The 15,202-nt window shown below is 71.6% G+C and carries 16 protein-coding genes; 10 read left to right on the forward strand and 6 right to left on the reverse strand.

Annotation, left to right across the window (positions count from 1 at the left end):
* Positions 1-76: 76 nt before the first annotated feature.
* Positions 77-634 (forward strand): helix-turn-helix domain-containing protein, encoded by a 558-nt coding sequence (locus ACLQ25_RS19010; RefSeq protein WP_425732172.1) that lies wholly within the window; start codon positions 77-79, stop codon positions 632-634.
* Positions 627-1,490 carry an SRPBCC family protein gene (locus ACLQ25_RS19015; protein WP_425732173.1) on the forward strand — a complete coding sequence of 288 codons (864 nt, stop codon included), beginning with the start codon at positions 627-629 and terminating at the stop codon, positions 1,488-1,490. Before ACLQ25_RS19010 ends, ACLQ25_RS19015 begins: the two co-directional genes overlap by 8 nt.
* Positions 1,491-1,617: 127 nt before the next feature.
* On the opposite strand, the gene ACLQ25_RS19020 is transcribed toward ACLQ25_RS19015, so the two are convergent.
* Positions 1,618-1,935, reverse strand: a complete 318-nt coding sequence (locus ACLQ25_RS19020) for a helix-turn-helix domain-containing protein (RefSeq protein ID WP_425732174.1) — start codon at positions 1,933-1,935, stop codon at positions 1,618-1,620.
* The gene (locus ACLQ25_RS19025; RefSeq protein ID WP_425732175.1) at positions 1,932-2,297 is read right to left on the reverse strand and encodes a type II toxin-antitoxin system RelE/ParE family toxin; all 366 of its coding nucleotides are present in this window, start codon (positions 2,295-2,297) and stop codon (positions 1,932-1,934) included. Before ACLQ25_RS19025 ends, ACLQ25_RS19020 begins: the two co-directional genes overlap by 4 nt.
* A gap of 98 nt (positions 2,298-2,395) precedes the next feature.
* On the opposite strand from ACLQ25_RS19025, the gene ACLQ25_RS19030 reads away from it, so the two are divergent.
* The 3 genes from ACLQ25_RS19030 (at position 2,396) to ACLQ25_RS19040 (ending at position 6,043) form a co-directional block, all read left to right on the forward strand.
* Positions 2,396-2,629 carry a zinc-ribbon domain-containing protein gene (locus tag ACLQ25_RS19030; RefSeq protein ID WP_355232752.1) on the forward strand — a complete coding sequence of 78 codons (234 nt, stop codon included), beginning with the start codon at positions 2,396-2,398 and terminating at the stop codon, positions 2,627-2,629.
* 349 nt (positions 2,630-2,978) lie between these two features.
* Positions 2,979-5,234: a putative bifunctional diguanylate cyclase/phosphodiesterase gene (locus ACLQ25_RS19035; protein WP_425732176.1), complete on the forward strand. Its 2,256-nt coding sequence runs from the start codon at positions 2,979-2,981 to the stop codon at positions 5,232-5,234.
* 50 nt (positions 5,235-5,284) lie between these two features.
* A complete protein-coding gene (locus tag ACLQ25_RS19040; protein ID WP_425732177.1) occupies positions 5,285-6,043 on the forward strand; it encodes a MerR family transcriptional regulator in 759 nt (252 codons plus the stop codon).
* Between the two features lie 7 nt (positions 6,044-6,050).
* On the opposite strand, the gene ACLQ25_RS19045 is transcribed toward ACLQ25_RS19040, so the two are convergent.
* Together ACLQ25_RS19045 and ACLQ25_RS19050 are read right to left on the reverse strand one after the other, a co-directional pair.
* On the reverse strand, positions 6,051-7,574 hold the full coding sequence (locus tag ACLQ25_RS19045) for a serine hydrolase (protein WP_425732178.1): 1,524 nt from the start codon (positions 7,572-7,574) through the stop codon (positions 6,051-6,053).
* A 354-nt stretch (positions 7,575-7,928) separates the two neighbouring features.
* Positions 7,929-9,479 carry a gluconokinase gene (locus tag ACLQ25_RS19050; RefSeq protein WP_425732179.1) on the reverse strand — a complete coding sequence of 517 codons (1,551 nt, stop codon included), beginning with the start codon at positions 9,477-9,479 and terminating at the stop codon, positions 7,929-7,931.
* Between the two features lie 138 nt (positions 9,480-9,617).
* Here ACLQ25_RS19050 and ACLQ25_RS19055 point away from each other — a divergent pair, with 138 nt between their 5' ends.
* The 5 genes from ACLQ25_RS19055 to ACLQ25_RS19075 all read left to right on the forward strand — a co-directional run bounded on the left by ACLQ25_RS19055 (position 9,618) and on the right by ACLQ25_RS19075 (position 13,843).
* Positions 9,618-10,766 (forward strand): hypothetical protein, encoded by a 1,149-nt coding sequence (locus ACLQ25_RS19055; RefSeq protein ID WP_425732180.1) that lies wholly within the window; start codon positions 9,618-9,620, stop codon positions 10,764-10,766.
* Between the two features lie 45 nt (positions 10,767-10,811).
* Complete coding sequence (locus ACLQ25_RS19060; protein ID WP_425732181.1) at positions 10,812-11,357, forward strand: WapI family immunity protein; 546 nt, start codon at positions 10,812-10,814, stop codon at positions 11,355-11,357.
* Positions 11,358-11,396: 39 nt separating this feature from the next.
* The gene (locus tag ACLQ25_RS19065) at positions 11,397-12,146 is read left to right on the forward strand and encodes a MarR family transcriptional regulator (RefSeq protein ID WP_425732182.1); all 750 of its coding nucleotides are present in this window, start codon (positions 11,397-11,399) and stop codon (positions 12,144-12,146) included.
* On the forward strand, positions 12,143-12,538 hold the full coding sequence (locus ACLQ25_RS19070) for a VOC family protein (RefSeq protein ID WP_425732183.1): 396 nt from the start codon (positions 12,143-12,145) through the stop codon (positions 12,536-12,538). Before ACLQ25_RS19065 ends, ACLQ25_RS19070 begins: the two co-directional genes overlap by 4 nt.
* Positions 12,539-12,643: 105 nt before the next feature.
* Positions 12,644-13,843 (forward strand): hypothetical protein, encoded by a 1,200-nt coding sequence (locus ACLQ25_RS19075; protein ID WP_425732184.1) that lies wholly within the window; start codon positions 12,644-12,646, stop codon positions 13,841-13,843.
* A 30-nt stretch (positions 13,844-13,873) separates the two neighbouring features.
* Here ACLQ25_RS19075 and ACLQ25_RS19080 read toward each other — a convergent pair whose 3' ends face one another.
* On the reverse strand, positions 13,874-14,311 hold the full coding sequence (locus tag ACLQ25_RS19080; protein ID WP_425732185.1) for a VOC family protein: 438 nt from the start codon (positions 14,309-14,311) through the stop codon (positions 13,874-13,876).
* Positions 14,312-14,361: 50 nt separating this feature from the next.
* A partial coding sequence (locus ACLQ25_RS19085; protein WP_425732186.1) for a transposase occupies positions 14,362-15,202 on the reverse strand: 841 nt, incomplete at its 5' end.

Raw genomic sequence — 15,202 nt, forward strand, 5'->3', positions numbered from 1 at the left:
CCGCGTCGAGAAAGTCGGCGTGGCTTCTCGCGAAGCAATTGACAAACAAGTTTTGTACGTACAAACTGATTTTGCCATGAGAGACGTCCTGTACCTGGAGCAGATCGAGCAGGCCGAGGTCCTGCTCAAGCCGCAGCGCGTGGAGGTGCTGCGGCAACTGGCCGAACCGCGCACCTGCACCGAGGTCGGGGCCCGACTCGACCAGACGCCACAGCGCGTCTACTACCACGTCAAGCAGCTCGTCGCGGCCGGCCTGGTCGACCTGGTCAACGAGCGCAAGGTTCGCGGGATCACCGAGGGCATCTACCAGGCCGCCGCCCGGTCCTACTGGCTCTCGCCACGGCTCGTCGGCCGCATCGGGTTGCGCCGGGCCCGCGACGAGCTGAGCCTGGGCTACCTGCTCGACCTGATGGAGGAGGTCCAGGCCGACATCGCCGGCCTGGACCGGGCGGCGCCCGAGCTGCCCTCGATCGGGGTCTCCGGCGAGATCCGGGTGCCCGCCGAGCAGCGCCAGGAGTTCCTGCACGACCTGCAAACCGCACTTCAGGACCTGTTCACCCGCTACGGCGGCAGCGAAGGTGACGCCTTCAAGCTGGCCGTCGCCTGCTATCCGAAAGGGAACGACAATGAGTGAACCGTTGAAGGTGCAGGCCCGCCTGGCCGCCCCCGTGGCGCGCGTCCGCCAGGCCCTGACCGACCCGGCCGAGCTGCGCCTCTGGCTGGCCGAGCACGCCGAGGTCGAGCTGCCCGAGCGGTACGAGTTCTGGGGCCGCTACACGCCCGAGGGTGACGCCCCGCACCAGCGGCTCCTGCACGCCGACGACGACTCGCTGCGCTTCGGCTGGCTGCTCGACGGGGTCGAGACCACCACAGAGTTCGGGCTTGCCGCCGACGGCCCGGACGCCACGGTGCTCACGCTGACCCAGAGCCACTTCGACTTCGCCGAGGCGATGACCGGCTCCAGCATTCGGGGGGTGCTCCAGACGTACTGGGCGCTGTCCATCGCGAACCTGGCCTCCCACCTGGAGGGCAAGCCGCTGCTGCCGCGCACCGACTTCACCTCCGCGGACCTGCGCGGCGAGCTGGTCATCGGCGTCCCCGCCGACAAGGTGTGGGAGTCCCTGACCGACTCCGAGCAGGCCAGCGCCTGGTTCGGCTACCCCATCGGGATCGAGCCGTGGGTCGGCGGCCGGTACGCCATGGGTGGCTTCGAGCACGGGTACGCCGCCAAGATCGTCGACCTGGAGCCCGGCCGGCGGATGTCCGTCGACTGGGGACCGACCGGCGTCACCAGTTGGGAGCTGGCCGAATCCGGCGGCCGTACCACGCTGACCTTCGTGCAGAGCGGCTTCGACGAGACCAACCCGCCGTACGCTGCCTGGTCCGGGTCGGTGGCCGGGCTGTCCGAGCTGCGCCGCTTCCACGAGATGGCGGCCTGGCAGCCGATCTGGCTCGCCGAGGAGGTCCCCGGCCTGGAGCCGGCCAACTGATCCTGTAGCACTCCCACTTGATCGTGCTCGATCAAGGATTTAGTGGCCTCGTTCGCACCTCGAAGGCACTACATCCTGGATCGAGCACGATCTTGTGCGTGGGGAGAGGGTGCTGCCCGCAGGCGGCTCACGCGATGGCGGAGATATCACCGTCGTCGAAGTAGATGGCCTGGTGGAGTCGACCGCCGAGGGCGACGGCGTATCGGGCCACCACCTCCTGGCCGGAAATCCGGCCCTGCTCGATCTGGGACACCCGGCCCTTCGTGACGCCCATGCGCTCGGCGATCTGCTGCTGAGTGAAGCCGCGGGCTCGTCGTACCTCGGCGAGTCGGTGTCCGACGACCTGCGCGAGCAGTTCCTGCTTTCCGGCTTCGACGGCCTCCTCGCCACCGGCCCGCTGTACGTACTCCGACCGAATGTCCGACCACCGCACATGCCCACTCATCGCTGGCCCCCCTCCTGCTGCGCGCGTTCCTTCAAGTAAATCTCGTAGCGTTGCTCGGCGAGCGGAATGGCCTGTTGATACCAGCTCTGCCACTGGCCTGCCTTGTCGCCCGCGACCAGCAGAATGCTTGCGCGCCACGGGTCGAAGACGAAGAGGATGCGGACGGTGCCAGGTCGCAGCTCCTTGAGGTTTGCCAGTGCCGACCCGCTGATCGTGTCGACCAGAGGGCGGCCCAGTCCGGGTCCTGCCTCGGCGAGCGCGTCGATCGCCTGGACGACCCGGACGAAGGTCGCCTCGTCCAGGCTGTCGATCCAAGCGCGGACCTCGTCGACGACGAAGACCTCCCACTCATCTTGCGACATCCGGGGAGTATATCAATCGCTATACCGCCTTGTGCGGATCTTGCAGCCGGTGGGGCGGGTTCGGTGACTTTTCGGGGTGGAGTGGGTACTGCCGGGCGATGTTCCTCATCTTTGGTCTGCGCACCAAGGTCGACCGGTCCGGTGTCGTGCAGGAGGTCTGCCGTCACTGCGGCAACCACGCCGCACAGGTGATCACCCGCCGGTCGACGAAATTCACCCTCTTCTTCATTCCCCTCATCCCGATCCGCACCCGGTATGCGCAGCAGTGCACGTTCTGCGGCGCGGAGTACGAGATCGCCAAGTCCGACGCTCAGCGTCTCCCGGTCGGCTGAGCCGCAGATGGCCCGCTTCCTGTGCTGGCTGATCGGCCGACCGTCGTCGGCCGGACCCGACGTGCACACCTCCGCCCGCCCGCCGTGCACCCCCGGGCGGCGTCGACGTCGACCGGTCCGTCGCCCGCTGGCCGGCACCGCGTTGCCCCGCTCACCCTGGAACCGCTCCGCTGGCCGCTGACCTGACTGTCGGCCCGCGACGGACACCGAGCGCCAGGACAGCCCGGGGAGACCGCATCGGCCTGGATGTTCGGCCCTGGCGGCGTTCCCGGGCGCTGGCTAGGCTTTCGAGGTTTGCCGTGGACCGGTCCGCCCGACTGTGCACACCCGACGAAGAGCCGGAGCGACCGTGTCGCGACAGGACGTGAAGCAGGCCGCGGGGCAGCTCAAGCCCATCGGCCCGATCGTCGCGATCGCGGTCCTGGTCGTGGAGGCCGGCTGGTTGGCCGCCGCGCTGCCCGGCGCCGCGCTGGTCAGCGACGTGGGCGCGCTCCTGGTTGCCGGCTGGGCGACAGTCGCCTGTGCCGGCGTGGCCCGTCGACACCCGGCCCCGTTGCGCAGGTTCTGGACGCTGCTCGCCGTCACCATGGCGCTCGCCGCGCTGGGTCGGGGAATCTGGACGGCGCAGCGGCTCGTCGGCGACGACCTGCCGCACAACGCGCTGATCGGGGTCGTCTTCAGCGCCGGCATCCTCACCGGCACCGCCGCGCTGCTCAGCTCCCCGTCCGGGCCACGGACGGCGGTCGGGCGGGCCCGGACGCTGCTGGACGGCGTGATCGTCGCGCTGGCGCTGGTGCCGGTCGGCTGGGTGCTGGTGTTCCGTGGGGTCGCCGCCGCCGAGCTGGCCGATCCGGCGCGCACGCTGGGGCTGCTCTACCCGATGTTCGACCTGATGCAGCTCACCATCCTGGTGGCGGTGGCCGGTCCGGCGCGGCCCCTGTGGCGGCCGATGCGCGTGCTCGCGGCGAGCCTGACCATCCGGGTGGCGGCCGACGTGGTGTACGTCTCGCTGGTCGCCCGGGGGGACTACGCCGCCGGTCACCCCATCGACCTGTGCTGGCCGCTGAGCTACCTCCTGATCGGGCTGGCCACCGGCAGCCGTCCGCCGCCGGACTGCGACGGCACCGACGAGACCGCCGAGTCCCCGCTGCCGCCGTGGTGGCGGGTGGCGCTGCCGTACCTGCCGGTCGGCGGGGCGATCATCGCGGTGCTGCTGGCCCGCCGGCCGACCGGCCAGACTCCGCCGCTGGTCTTCGTGACCATGATGGCCCTGCTCGCCGCCCTCGCCGTACGTCAGGGGCTGGCCGCCAACGAGAACCTGCGTCTGGTGGCGCGACTGCGCCGGCTCGCGTACGGCGACCAGCTCACCGGGCTGCCGAACCGGCTGCTGTTCAACCGACTGCTCCGGCTGGCCCTGCGTGACGGTCGGCCGGTGGCCGTCCTGCTGCTCGACCTCGACGGGTTCAAGCAGGTCAACGACCGGTTCGGGCACGCCACCGGGGACGCCCTGCTGACCGGGCTGGCGGCCCGGATGCGGACCGCCGTGGACGGCGACGGCACGATCGCCCGCCTCGGCGGCGACGAGTTCGCGGTGCTGGTCGAGGGGGACCGGCCGGTGTCCCCGGAACGCCTGGCCGAACGCCTGCTGGACGCCCTGCGCCCGTCGGAGGGGGAGGAGGACGTGGGTGTGCACCCGTCGGCGAGCATCGGCATCGCCGAGTACGGGCCGCAGCACGCCTCCCACTCCGACCTGCTGCGTGACGCCGACATCGCCATGTACGCGGCGAAGGCCTCCGGCAAGTCCGCGTACCGGACGTGCACCCCGGCGCTGCGTGAGTCGGCCGTTTCCCGGGCGGAGCTGATCGCGGACCTGCGCCGGGCCGTCGACGAGGAGCAACTGCACCTGGAGTTCCAGCCGATCGTCGACCTCGCCACCGGTGCGGTACGCAGCGCCGAGGCGCTGGTGCGCTGGCGGCACCCCCGACTGGGGATGTTGCCCCCGGCGCGGTTCCTGCCGCTGGCCGAGGAGACCGGCCTGATCCTCCCGATCGACCGCTGGGTGATCCACGAGGCGTGTCAGGCGGCGGCGGGCTGGCGCGACCGTGTGCCGGAGGCGACTGTCGCGGTGAACATCGCCGCGGCGCATCTGCGCCGGCCGGACCTGATCGCCACGGTCACGGCGGCCACCGCCGGCGCCGGGCTGGCACCCCGGGCGTTGACGCTGGAGCTGACCGAGTCGGCGTTGATCGAGGGGACCGACGCCGTGCTGGAACGGCTGCACCAGCTCCGGGAACTGGGCATCCAGATCGCCATCGACGACTTCGGCACGGGCTACTCGTCGTTGAGCTACCTGCACCGCATCCCGGCCACCGAGTTGAAGATCGATCGCTCGTTCGTGGCCCGCCTCGGCACGGACGAGCGGGCGTACGCCACGGTGGAGATGGTCACCCGGCTGGCTGGCGCGTACGACCTGGCGGTGATCGCCGAGGGGGTGGAGACCGCGCGCCAGCACGACGCGGTCACCGCCATCGGCTGCCCGCGCGGCCAGGGCTATCTGTACGGGCGTCCCGACAGCCCCGCCACGGTGGGTCAGAATCGGGCTTGACCCTGACGTAACGGCAGGTAGGAGCCTGGTTTCCGGAAGGGAGGGGAACCATGGCGTACACGGTGGGTCAGGTGGCGAAGATCGCCGGCGTGACGGTACGGGCGCTGCACCACTACGACGAGATCGGTCTGCTCTCGCCGAGCGGCCGGACGTCGACCGGCTACCGCCGCTACGACGACACGGACCTGCAACGGTTGCAACTCGTCCTGTACTACCGCGAGCTGGGTTTCCCACTTGAGGAGATCACCGCGATCATCGACGACCCGGCGGCCGATCCGGCCGCCCACCTGCGCCGTCAGCACGAACTGCTGACGGTACGGATCAAGCGGTTGCAGGAGATGGTCACGGCGATCGAGTTCGCGATGGAGGCGAGCAAGTTGAACATCCAGCTGACACCCGAGGAACGGTTCGAGGTCTTCGGTGACTTCCGACCGGAGGAGTACGAGGCCGAGGCGGAGCAGCGCTGGGGCGACACCGACGCGTACCGGGAGTCGAACCGGCGGGTCGCGCGGTACACCAAGGAGGACTGGCTCCGGAACAAGGCGGAGAACGAGGACTGGGGCCGGCGGATCGTCGCTCTGCTGACCTCGGGCGTACCGGCGGACAGCCCGGAGGCGATGGACCTGGCCGAGGAGCACCGACAGCTCATCAGCCGCTGGTTCTACGAGTGCTCGTGCGAGATCCACACCGGGCTGGCCGACATGTACCTGGCCGACGAGCGGTTCACCGCGTACTTCGAGAACATCGCCCCTGGCCTGGCCGCCTACGTGAACGAGGCGATCCACGCCAACGCCATCAGCCGGGCCTGACCAGCGCTCACTCCTCGACCGCTCCGTCGGATGGGGGGACCAGGAAGTCGTAGACGGTCCTGGCCATCCGGCGGACGGTCTCGTCCCCGGTCGCCATCGGTCCGGCGGTGAGGAACGCGACGGCGGTCTCGGTGCCGGGGATCAGGTAGTAGCCGACGTCGTGGGAGGCGTCCGGCAGGTCGCCGGTCTTGTGGGCCACCGGTACGCCGGGTGGCAGCGCCGCCGGAATCTTGGTGTTCAGGGTCTGCTCGCGCATGAAGCCGATCATCAGGTCCCGGGAGGCCGGGGTGAGGACCTCGCCGTCCCAGACCGCCCCGAGCAGCGACACGACGTCGTCCGGGCTGGTGTAGTTCTCCTCGCCGCGCTGCGCCGCCGCGCTGTCGAGCATCCGCCGGGCCAGGATGGTGGAGCGCTGGTTCATCGAGTCGATCAGCGCGTTGACCGGGGCGAACCCACCCAGGTAGGTGATCAGCACGTTGGCCGCGACGTTGTCGCTGTATTTGATCAGGTACCGGGCGAGCCGGTACAGCGTGACCACCTGCGGGAACGTCTCGAACTGGAGCTGGCCGGTGCCGCCCACCACGTCGGCCGGGGTGACCAGCACGCCGTCGTCGAGAGACACCTGTCCACAGTCGACCCGGCGGAGGAGCTCGACCAGGATCCAGAGCTTGATGACGCTCGCGGCCTTGGGACGCAGCGACCCGTTGACCGAGACCTGCTGGTCCCCGTACCGGCCGGAGAGGTCCCGGACGGTGGCGCCCGCGGGGTTGAGGCTGGCATCGGCGACCACCCGGGCGAGCTGCCCGCTGAGCGGGAACAGCCGTGCTCCCGCGACCGGGTCGGTGGGCGGCTGCGGGCTGGTGACCACCACTCCGGTGAGCGTCGTCGGCGGGCGGTGCCGCTGGATCACCTCAAGCGTGCCCTCACTGCGCCCGACCAGCGGCACCCGGTAGCGGTAGGCGGTCCCCCCGACGACGACCGTCCCACTGGCCACCCCGGCGGCGACCCGCATGTCCGGGTCGGCGACCCGGCCGGTGTCGCCGTCGCAGGCCCGGTACCGCACGGTGTGCCCGAGCGAGTCCACCGCGAACGCCCCGCCGGGGAACGACAGCCAGGACACCTCGCTGGTCGGCGCCCGTTCCACGCCCGGCTCCACGCCCGGCTCGTCGCTCCGCCCGCCCTCGTTGTTGGGCCCGTCCTTGTCGTTCGACCCGCCGTCGTCGTTCGACCCGCCGTCGTCGTTCGACCCGCCGTCGTCGTTCGACCCGCCGTCGTCGTTCGACCCGTCCGTGTCGCTCGGCCCGTCAGCGTCGTTCGGCCCGCCGTCGTCGTTCGGCCCGTCCATGCCGCTCGGTCCGTCGTCGGCGGCGAGCCTGTCGGCGGCGGCGAGCCCGTCGGCCGCGTACCCCAGGGTCGTTCGGTGGTTCGGGCCGGGACCGTCGGCGGTGGCCGGTCCGGTCGTCGCTGCGACGACCAGCGCGATCGCCGCCGCGAGCAGGGAAGATGAGCGCCTCTTGTCCCTTTTCTTCACGTTTGTACGATAAGAAGCGTCGGCGGCGGATGGGCCTGCCGGGGCGCGAGTCACCCGTCCGGGAGGCCGCGCCCGCGAGAGCGTGATGCCTCAGTGGGATCAAGATGACTCACCGGCATCACGCTCACCAGCGAGCGGCCGGCCCCGCGCCGAGCCGGCCCCGCGCCGAGCCGGCCCCGCGCCGAGCCGGCCCCGCGCCGAGCCGGCCCCGCGCCGAGCCAGCCGCCGAGCCGGCCCCGCGCCGAGCCAAACCCGCGCCAAGCCGGCCCCGCGCCGAGCCAGCCCCGCGCCGAGCCGCGCCGAGCCGGCCGCCGATCGAGCCGGCCGCCTACCGAGCCCGCCGATCGAGCCGGGCTACATCGGCGGTCCCGGGGTGGGTGGCTCGGCGGGCAGGCCGGGTGCCAGGCGGCGCATCGACGTGAAGGTCGGCACCAGTGCCTCGTACAGCTCGGCGAAGAGGGGCAGCAGTGCCGCGTAGGTGGCGGCGGCGGCCGGGTCGGGACGGATGGTCTCCTCCATCTGCACTAGGTCGGCGGCGACGTCGATGCTGGGGATCAGGCCCAGCGCCTGCATGCCGAGTAGCGCCGCGCCGAAGCTCGACCCCTCGCGGCCGGCGGGGAAGCTCACCGGCATGCCGAGCACGTCGGCGAGCATCTGTCGCCACAGGCCACTACGGGCGAAGCCGCCGCCGGCCCGGATCTCGCGGACCTCGTTGCCGGCGGCGCGGACCGAGGTGAGGACCAGTGCGAGTTGCTGGCAGACCCCCTCCATGGCGGCCCGGACGAGGTGTTCGCGGCGGTGCCCGTGGGTCAGCCCGACGTACGCGCCGCGGGGCAGTGCGCTCCAGTGTGGAGCGCGTTCGCTGTGCAGGTAGGGCAGCATGATGAGTCCGCCCGAGCCGACCGGCGCCCGGGCCGCCAGGGCGACCAGGTCCTCCTCGGGGTGCTCGCCCAACTCCGGCGCGAGCGCGGCGCCCGCCCACTTGAGGACGATGCCGCCGTTGTTGATCGCGCCGCCGACCGCCCAGCGGTCCTCGGTCAGCGCGTAGCAGAACACTCCGCCCAGCGGGTCGACGCCGGGGCGCTCGACCATGACCCGCATCGCGCCGCTGGTGCCGATCGAGCAGGCGACCATGCCGGGGTGCACCGCGCCCAGACCCAGGTTGGCCAGCGGCCCGTCGCCCGCCCCGACCACCACGGGCGTGCGCTGCGGTACGCCGACGGCGTCGGCGGCCGGCGCGGTGAGGCCGGGCAGGACGGCGGTGGTGGCGACCAGTCGGGGTAACCGCTCCTCGGTGATGCCGGCGATGGTCAGCGCCTCGGCGTCCCACTCGAGGGTGTGAATGTCCATCAGGCCGGTGGCCGAGGCTATCGAGTGGTCGGTGACCAGCTCTCCGCAGAGCCGCAGCAGCACCCAGTCCTTGATGCCGACCCAGTGCGCGACGCGTTCGAAGAGCTTGGGCTCCTGCTCGGCGAACCAGAGCAGCTTGGGCAGGGGCGACATCGGGTGCATGGGCGTACCCGTGCGCCGGTGTAGCGCCAGCCCGGACGGCACCGCCCGCAGCCGCTCGGCCTGCCGGGTGGCCCGGGAGTCGGCCCAGGTCACCGACGGCGTGAGCGGCTTGCCGGCCGCGTCGAGGCCGATGAGGCTGTGCATGGCGGAGCAGAACGCCAGGCCGGAGATCGGCGCGGCCACCTCGGCCACCACGGTCCGGAGCGACTCGACGACGGCGGCGAGGATCACGTCCGGGTTCTGCTCGGCGTACCCGGGGTGCGGGTTGTCGAGGGGATAGCCGACGGAGTGGCTGGCGAGCAGACGCCCGTCGGTGTCGTACGCCGTGGTTTTCGTGCTCGTGGTGCCGATGTCGATCCCGATCACCACACCGGGCGGGGTGTCTGGCGGCATGACCGTCAGTATCGCCCTATCGTCCGGGTTGATCCGCCGTTCGGGTAGTTCGCCCGTCCTGGCGTGTCCCGGCCGCCTGTCACAACTGTTAATCCGAGTGCACCCCAGATTGGTGGCCTACGCGGCGAAGGAGTCGGCGTGGCAAAGACTGATTCGACGGGTTCCACATGGCGGTACCGCTGGGCGCAGCGGCAGAACGTGCGGCGCATCAGCACGTACCGCGGCGCGGAGACGGCCTGGCGGCGACGCGACGACGAGTTACGGCGGCTGCGCGCCCTGGCCGCCGACTTCCACGGTTCCGCCGCGGCCGGCGCGGGCCTTCCACTCGAACTCCTCGACGACGAGGTGGTGCTGTGGGCGCTGCCCGCCGCGCAACTGGTCGAGGTGCGACACACGGCCGTGCTGGCCGCGCCGGACCTGACGGTCGCCGTGCCGGCCGCGCCGCTGCGTCCACGGCGACCCGACGGCGTGCGCGTCACCGACGCCGGCATGGCCGTCATCACCAGTCGCCGGCTGGTGCTGCTGGGCGGGCGCGGTCGGCGCGACTGGGCGTATGGCCGGATGACCGGGCTGGCCCACGACCCGGTGGGGCCGGTGACCCTGATCCAGGTGCTGGACCGGCGGCGTACCTCTGGGCTGTTGCTCCCCACCGACGCGGCGGGGGACTTCCGGTTCAAGCTGACGCTGGCCTTCGCCGACTCGATCGAGCAGCGTGCCGCGGTGCTCGCCCAGCTCGACGAGCTGATCGCGGAGCACGACCAGCTCAAGCCGTTCCGGCCGGCGGTGGCCACCCCGGCGCAGGCCCGGCTGTCCGCGCTCGTGCCCGGCGGTCGTCGGTCCATCGCGGTGGCGGCGGCGGTCGCGTTGCTCGTACCGGCGGCGCTCTTCGAATCGAACCCGTCGGACCCGACCGGGGGCGCGGAGGTCGCTGTGGCGGCCACGCCGGCACCGGCCGCCAGCGCGCCTCCCGCGCTGCTCCGGCCGGCGGTCCCGCTGCCCGCGCCCACCACCACGCCCAAGCGGAAACCGTCGCCACGGCCGTCGCCGAGCGCGACGTCCGGGCCGCGCTGCGGGGCGCCGGAGAACCCCCTGGGGTACGACTTCTGCGGCGGGACGAGGATCCGCCGGCCCGCCGTCGAGGTGTGCGACTGGTTCGACTGCGTGCCGCAGTTCTGGGCGGGACGGGGGTACCTCGTGCAGTGCCGGGACGGCTCGGTCAGCCTCGCGGGTGGCCGGGCGGGCGCGTGCGCCGAGCATCGGGGCGTCCGGCGGACCGTCACGAAATAGCGCGTTTTGACCATAACGATCGTTCAGGTCGGCCAGAATGATTGAGTGGAGATCCGATCCGACGACGGTGCCCGGGTGCGGATCCGCCCGGTCGGCTACCAGCCCGGCATCGACCCGCCCGACGACCCCGATCTGGCGGCGCCGGGCTGGCAGGACTGGCTGCTCATCGAGGTGGACGCCCGCACCGCCGACGGTCAGCTCTGGTCGCACCACTACCCGAGCCTGCTCGTCGAGGAGGCCCGCGCGCTGGGCAGTTGGCTGCACGGCCAGGCGGCGGCGGCCGGCGGTCCGAACCCGCCACCGGCGATGGTCCGCTTCACCGAACCCAACCTTGCGCTGCGTACCCGGGCGATCCGCCGACGTCGGCTCGAACTGATCGTCGAGTTCTCCGCCGAGTCGCTGCCCCCGTGGATGCGCCGGCCGGCCACCGCCATCTACCCGCTGGTGCTCACCGTCTCCGCCGACGCCCTCGCCGTCGCCGCCGCCCAGTGGGTCGGGCACTGCGAGGCGTACCCGCCGCGTACGCGATCGCGGTTCCCGGCCGACGACCCGCTGCTCGGCTCCCCGTCGCGTCGGCGACGAGCGGGCTGATCCCTATTACATCAAATCAGTTTGATGTAATCTGCGGGAGTGAGGGCATCCGGCACCAGCGCGCCACCGGGGTTCGTGACCGCCGCGGGGCACCCCGTGCGGTGGGGTCTGCTCAGCGAACTGGCCCGTGGTGACCTCGCCGTACACGAGCTGACCGCCCGTCTCGGCCAGCCGCAGAACCTCGTCTCGTACCACCTCGGCAAGCTCCGCAAGGCCGCCCTCGTGACCGCCCGGCGCAGCAGCGCCGACGGGCGGGACACCTACTACTCGCTCTCCCTGGCCCACTGCGCCGGCCTGCTGTCGGACGCTGGCGCGGCCCTGCATCCCGGGCTGCGGCTCGCCCCGCCGTCGCCGGCCACCCCGGTGACCGGCCGGGTGTTGTTCCTGTGCACCGGCAACAGCGCCCGCTCGCAGATGGCCGAGGCGTTGCTGCGGGAACGCACCGCCGGTGCCGTGCAGGCGTTCAGCGCCGGGAGCCGGCCGAAGCCCGTCCACCCGCACGCCGTGACCGTCATGTCGGCGCGCGGCATCGACCTGGGCTCGGCCCGGCCCGCGCACCTCGACGAGTTCGCCGGTCAGCCGTTCGACGCCGTGATCACCCTCTGCGACCGGGTCAAGGAGGTCTGCCCCGACTTCCCCGGAAGCCCGCGCAGCGCGCACTGGAGCATCCCGGACCCGGCCGTGGACCCCAGCGGGCTACCCGCGTTCGAACGGGTCGCCGGCGACCTCGCCCAGCGGATCGACTTCCTGCTGCACACGCTCGCCACCCCAGGAGAGAGGGCATCATGACCAGCCCCATCGATGACAGCACGGTCAGCGTGCGCTACCTCGTCGACGACGTGGCCGCCGCGATCGACTTCTACACCGTCCACCTCGGCTTCACCTCGGCCAGCGCCTTCCTGCCCGCGATCGCCGACGTGCGGCGCGGCAACCTGCGGCTGCTGCTCTCCGGTCCGGCCAGCTCGGCGGGCCGGGCCCTGCCCGACGGCCGCCGTCCGCAGCCGGGCGGCTGGAACCGCATCCACCTGATCGTCGCCGACATCGATGCCGAGGTCGCCCGGCTGCGGGCCGCGGGTGTCGCCTTCCGCAGCGACGTGGTCAGCGGCCCGGGCGGCCGGCAGATCGTCCTGGACGACCCTTCCGGTAACCCGGTCGAGCTGTTCGAGCCCGCCGAGGGCTGAGCCGCTCGTAAATTCTCTCCTTTCGGGCGCAACGGGATGCATCGATCTCGGTCGCGTTGCCTGTCACGTACGTGAGCGGTTGTAACGCGTGTGACCGTGACCTCTGTGGCCCATGCCCCCTGGCGGACCGCCTGGGCCGAGCGCGAGAACGAGCGCCGGCAGCGCGCCTACCGCGACGCCACCGACGCCTGGCAGCGCCGCGACGACCACCTGGTCCGGCTCCGCATCGAAGCCGCCAGCTTCCTCGCGTGTACGCAGCCCCGCACCGGCCTACCGGTGGAACTCGACGACGACGAACTCGTCTTTCGCGTCCTTCCCGGCGCCACGCTTGTCGAGGCCGAGGCGCGGCACGTCCCCGGGCTGCCCACGCCGGGCCTGTGTTCCTTCGCCGAGCCGTCTTCCGAGGCACTGCCGGCGAGCCTGCGGGCGGTCGACACCGGCATGGCCGTGGTGACCAGCCGACGGGTGGCCTTTGGCGGTCAGGAGCACCGGCGGGAGTGGCGGTACGACGACCTGACCGGCCCCGCCCACCACCCCGACGTGCCGGTCACCCTGCTGCCCGACCGCGGCCGACTTGACGGGCTGCTGGTCCCGGCGGGTGCCGTGGTGAACTTCCGCTTCTATCTCACCCTCGCGACCAGCGAGGATCGCGCCGCAGTCATCACGCAAGTCGACGCGCTTCTGGCCGCCCACCGGGCCGTCCCGCCCGCGCCTCCTGCGTTGGTGGGGCCCGACGACGCACCACTGAAGGCGGTACGCCCCGACCGGCGGGCGATCGGTGCTGCCGCCGTCGCCGCACTGGTGTTCGTGACGCTCGGACCGGGCGCTCTGGGCCCTGGCGCGTCAGGATCCGTCGGCCCGGTGCCCTCGGCGGAGATCGTCGCGTTGGACCTGCCGAGGGCCGGGGCGACCCTCGTGCCGCTCTCGCTCGTCGGGCCGGTGCCACCCAGGACGCGGATCGGCTCGGCCGTGAGCGCCGTATCGACCGCCCCTCCGGCCTGGACTGTCCGGCAGGCGGCCCCGACAGACGCCTCTACGGTGGTGTCCCCGGTCGTAGCGGTGGCCCGGCCGCCGGCAGCCGCGCCGCCCGTCGTCCCGACCCCCTCGGTGAGTGCGGTGCCGACGCCGGTCCCACCCACGGACCCGCCCGCGTCAGCTCTGCCGACGCCGCCCGTCGCGTCGGCCTCACCGACGCCGACCCCGACTGCGACGGCTACGCCGGATGCGGGGGTGCTGGCTATCTGTCTGGACGCTCTTCAGCTGCCGGTGCTGGACCCGCTGCTCTGCCCGTCCCCGGCGCCTTGATCGGCGTCTTCGCTGTTCGCTGCCGCTTGCTCAGTTCATGGCGCTGAAGTCGGGGACGGTGAGGGAGCCGTCCTCCGCGAGGGTGAAGCCCGGGTTCCAGGCGATCTCCCACAGGTGACCGTCCGGGTCGGCGAAGTAGCCGGCGTAGCCGCCGTAGAAGGTCTCCTCGGCCGGCTTGGTCACCGTCGCGCCAGCCTTGGTCGCGGTGGCGATCACCTTGTCGACTTGGGCTTGGGAGCGGACGTTCTGGGCGAGGGTCATCCCGCCAAAGCCGTCGGTTCCTGGGTCGTCGATGTTGGCGTCGGCGGCGAGCTTGTCGCGGCCCCAGAGGACGAGAGCCAGGCCGCCGGCCTGGATGAAGACCGTCCCCTCGACCTCCTGGCCTCGCCAGCCGAGCTGCTCGTAGAACGCCTTCGCGCGGGCTACGTCCGCGACTCCCAGGGTGATGAGGCTGATCCGCTGCTCCATGGGCATCAACCTAACGGCACGAGCACGCTCGCACTCCGGTAGTTGTCAAGTCAAACTGAGACGGTCTGTTCCTGCTGGGTTGGCTGGTTGATCCAGGCATGGTCGGGCAGCCTCGGTGCCCGTGGCCGGCGGTTGAACCGGTCCGGCTGGGCGGCGTGCGCCGCGTCGAGGGCGTGTTGGCGTTGCTCACGGATTTGCTCGGCGGTGCCGTAGTGCACCGAGGCTGGGGTGTGCCAGCCGATCCCGGAATGCCGGTGTTCGTGGTTGTAGGCGGTGAAGAATCCGTCGCAAAAGGCTCTTGCGTCAGCGAGGGACCCGAATCTGGCCGGGAAGTCTGGCACGTACTTCATGGTCTTGAACTGGGCCTCGGAGTACGGGTTGTCATTCGAGGTCCGAGGTCGGGAATGCGAGCGGAGGACACCGAGGTCAACGAGCATCTCCGATACCGGCTTCGACACCATGGAGCCGCCACGGTCGGCGTGGATGGTGTGCGGCTCGATCCCGTTACGGCTGATCGCGTCTGCCAGGAAGTCGCGGGCTACGACCGCGTCCTCCCCGGCCGCGACGAGCCAGCCGGTGACGTACCGCGAGTAGATGTCGATAACGACGTAACACCGGTACCAGACGCCTTTGACAGGTCCTTTCAACGCGGTGATGTCCCAGGACCACACCTGACCCGGTCCGGTCGCGACCAACTCCGGACGCACCCGGGGTGGATGGGTCGCCAGCCGGCGTCGTTCCCGGCTCTGCCCGGCCGCACGGGCGATGCGATACATCGTGGACATCGAGCAGTGATAGCGGCCCGCGTCGAGTTCCCGGGCCCAGACCTGCGGGATCGCCAGGTCGGCGTAGGTCGGCGAGTTCAGCACCGCCAGCACACGATCGCGTTCG

This window comes from Micromonospora sp. DT44, assembly GCF_049841635.1.
Lineage (GTDB): Bacteria > Actinomycetota > Actinomycetes > Mycobacteriales > Micromonosporaceae > Micromonospora.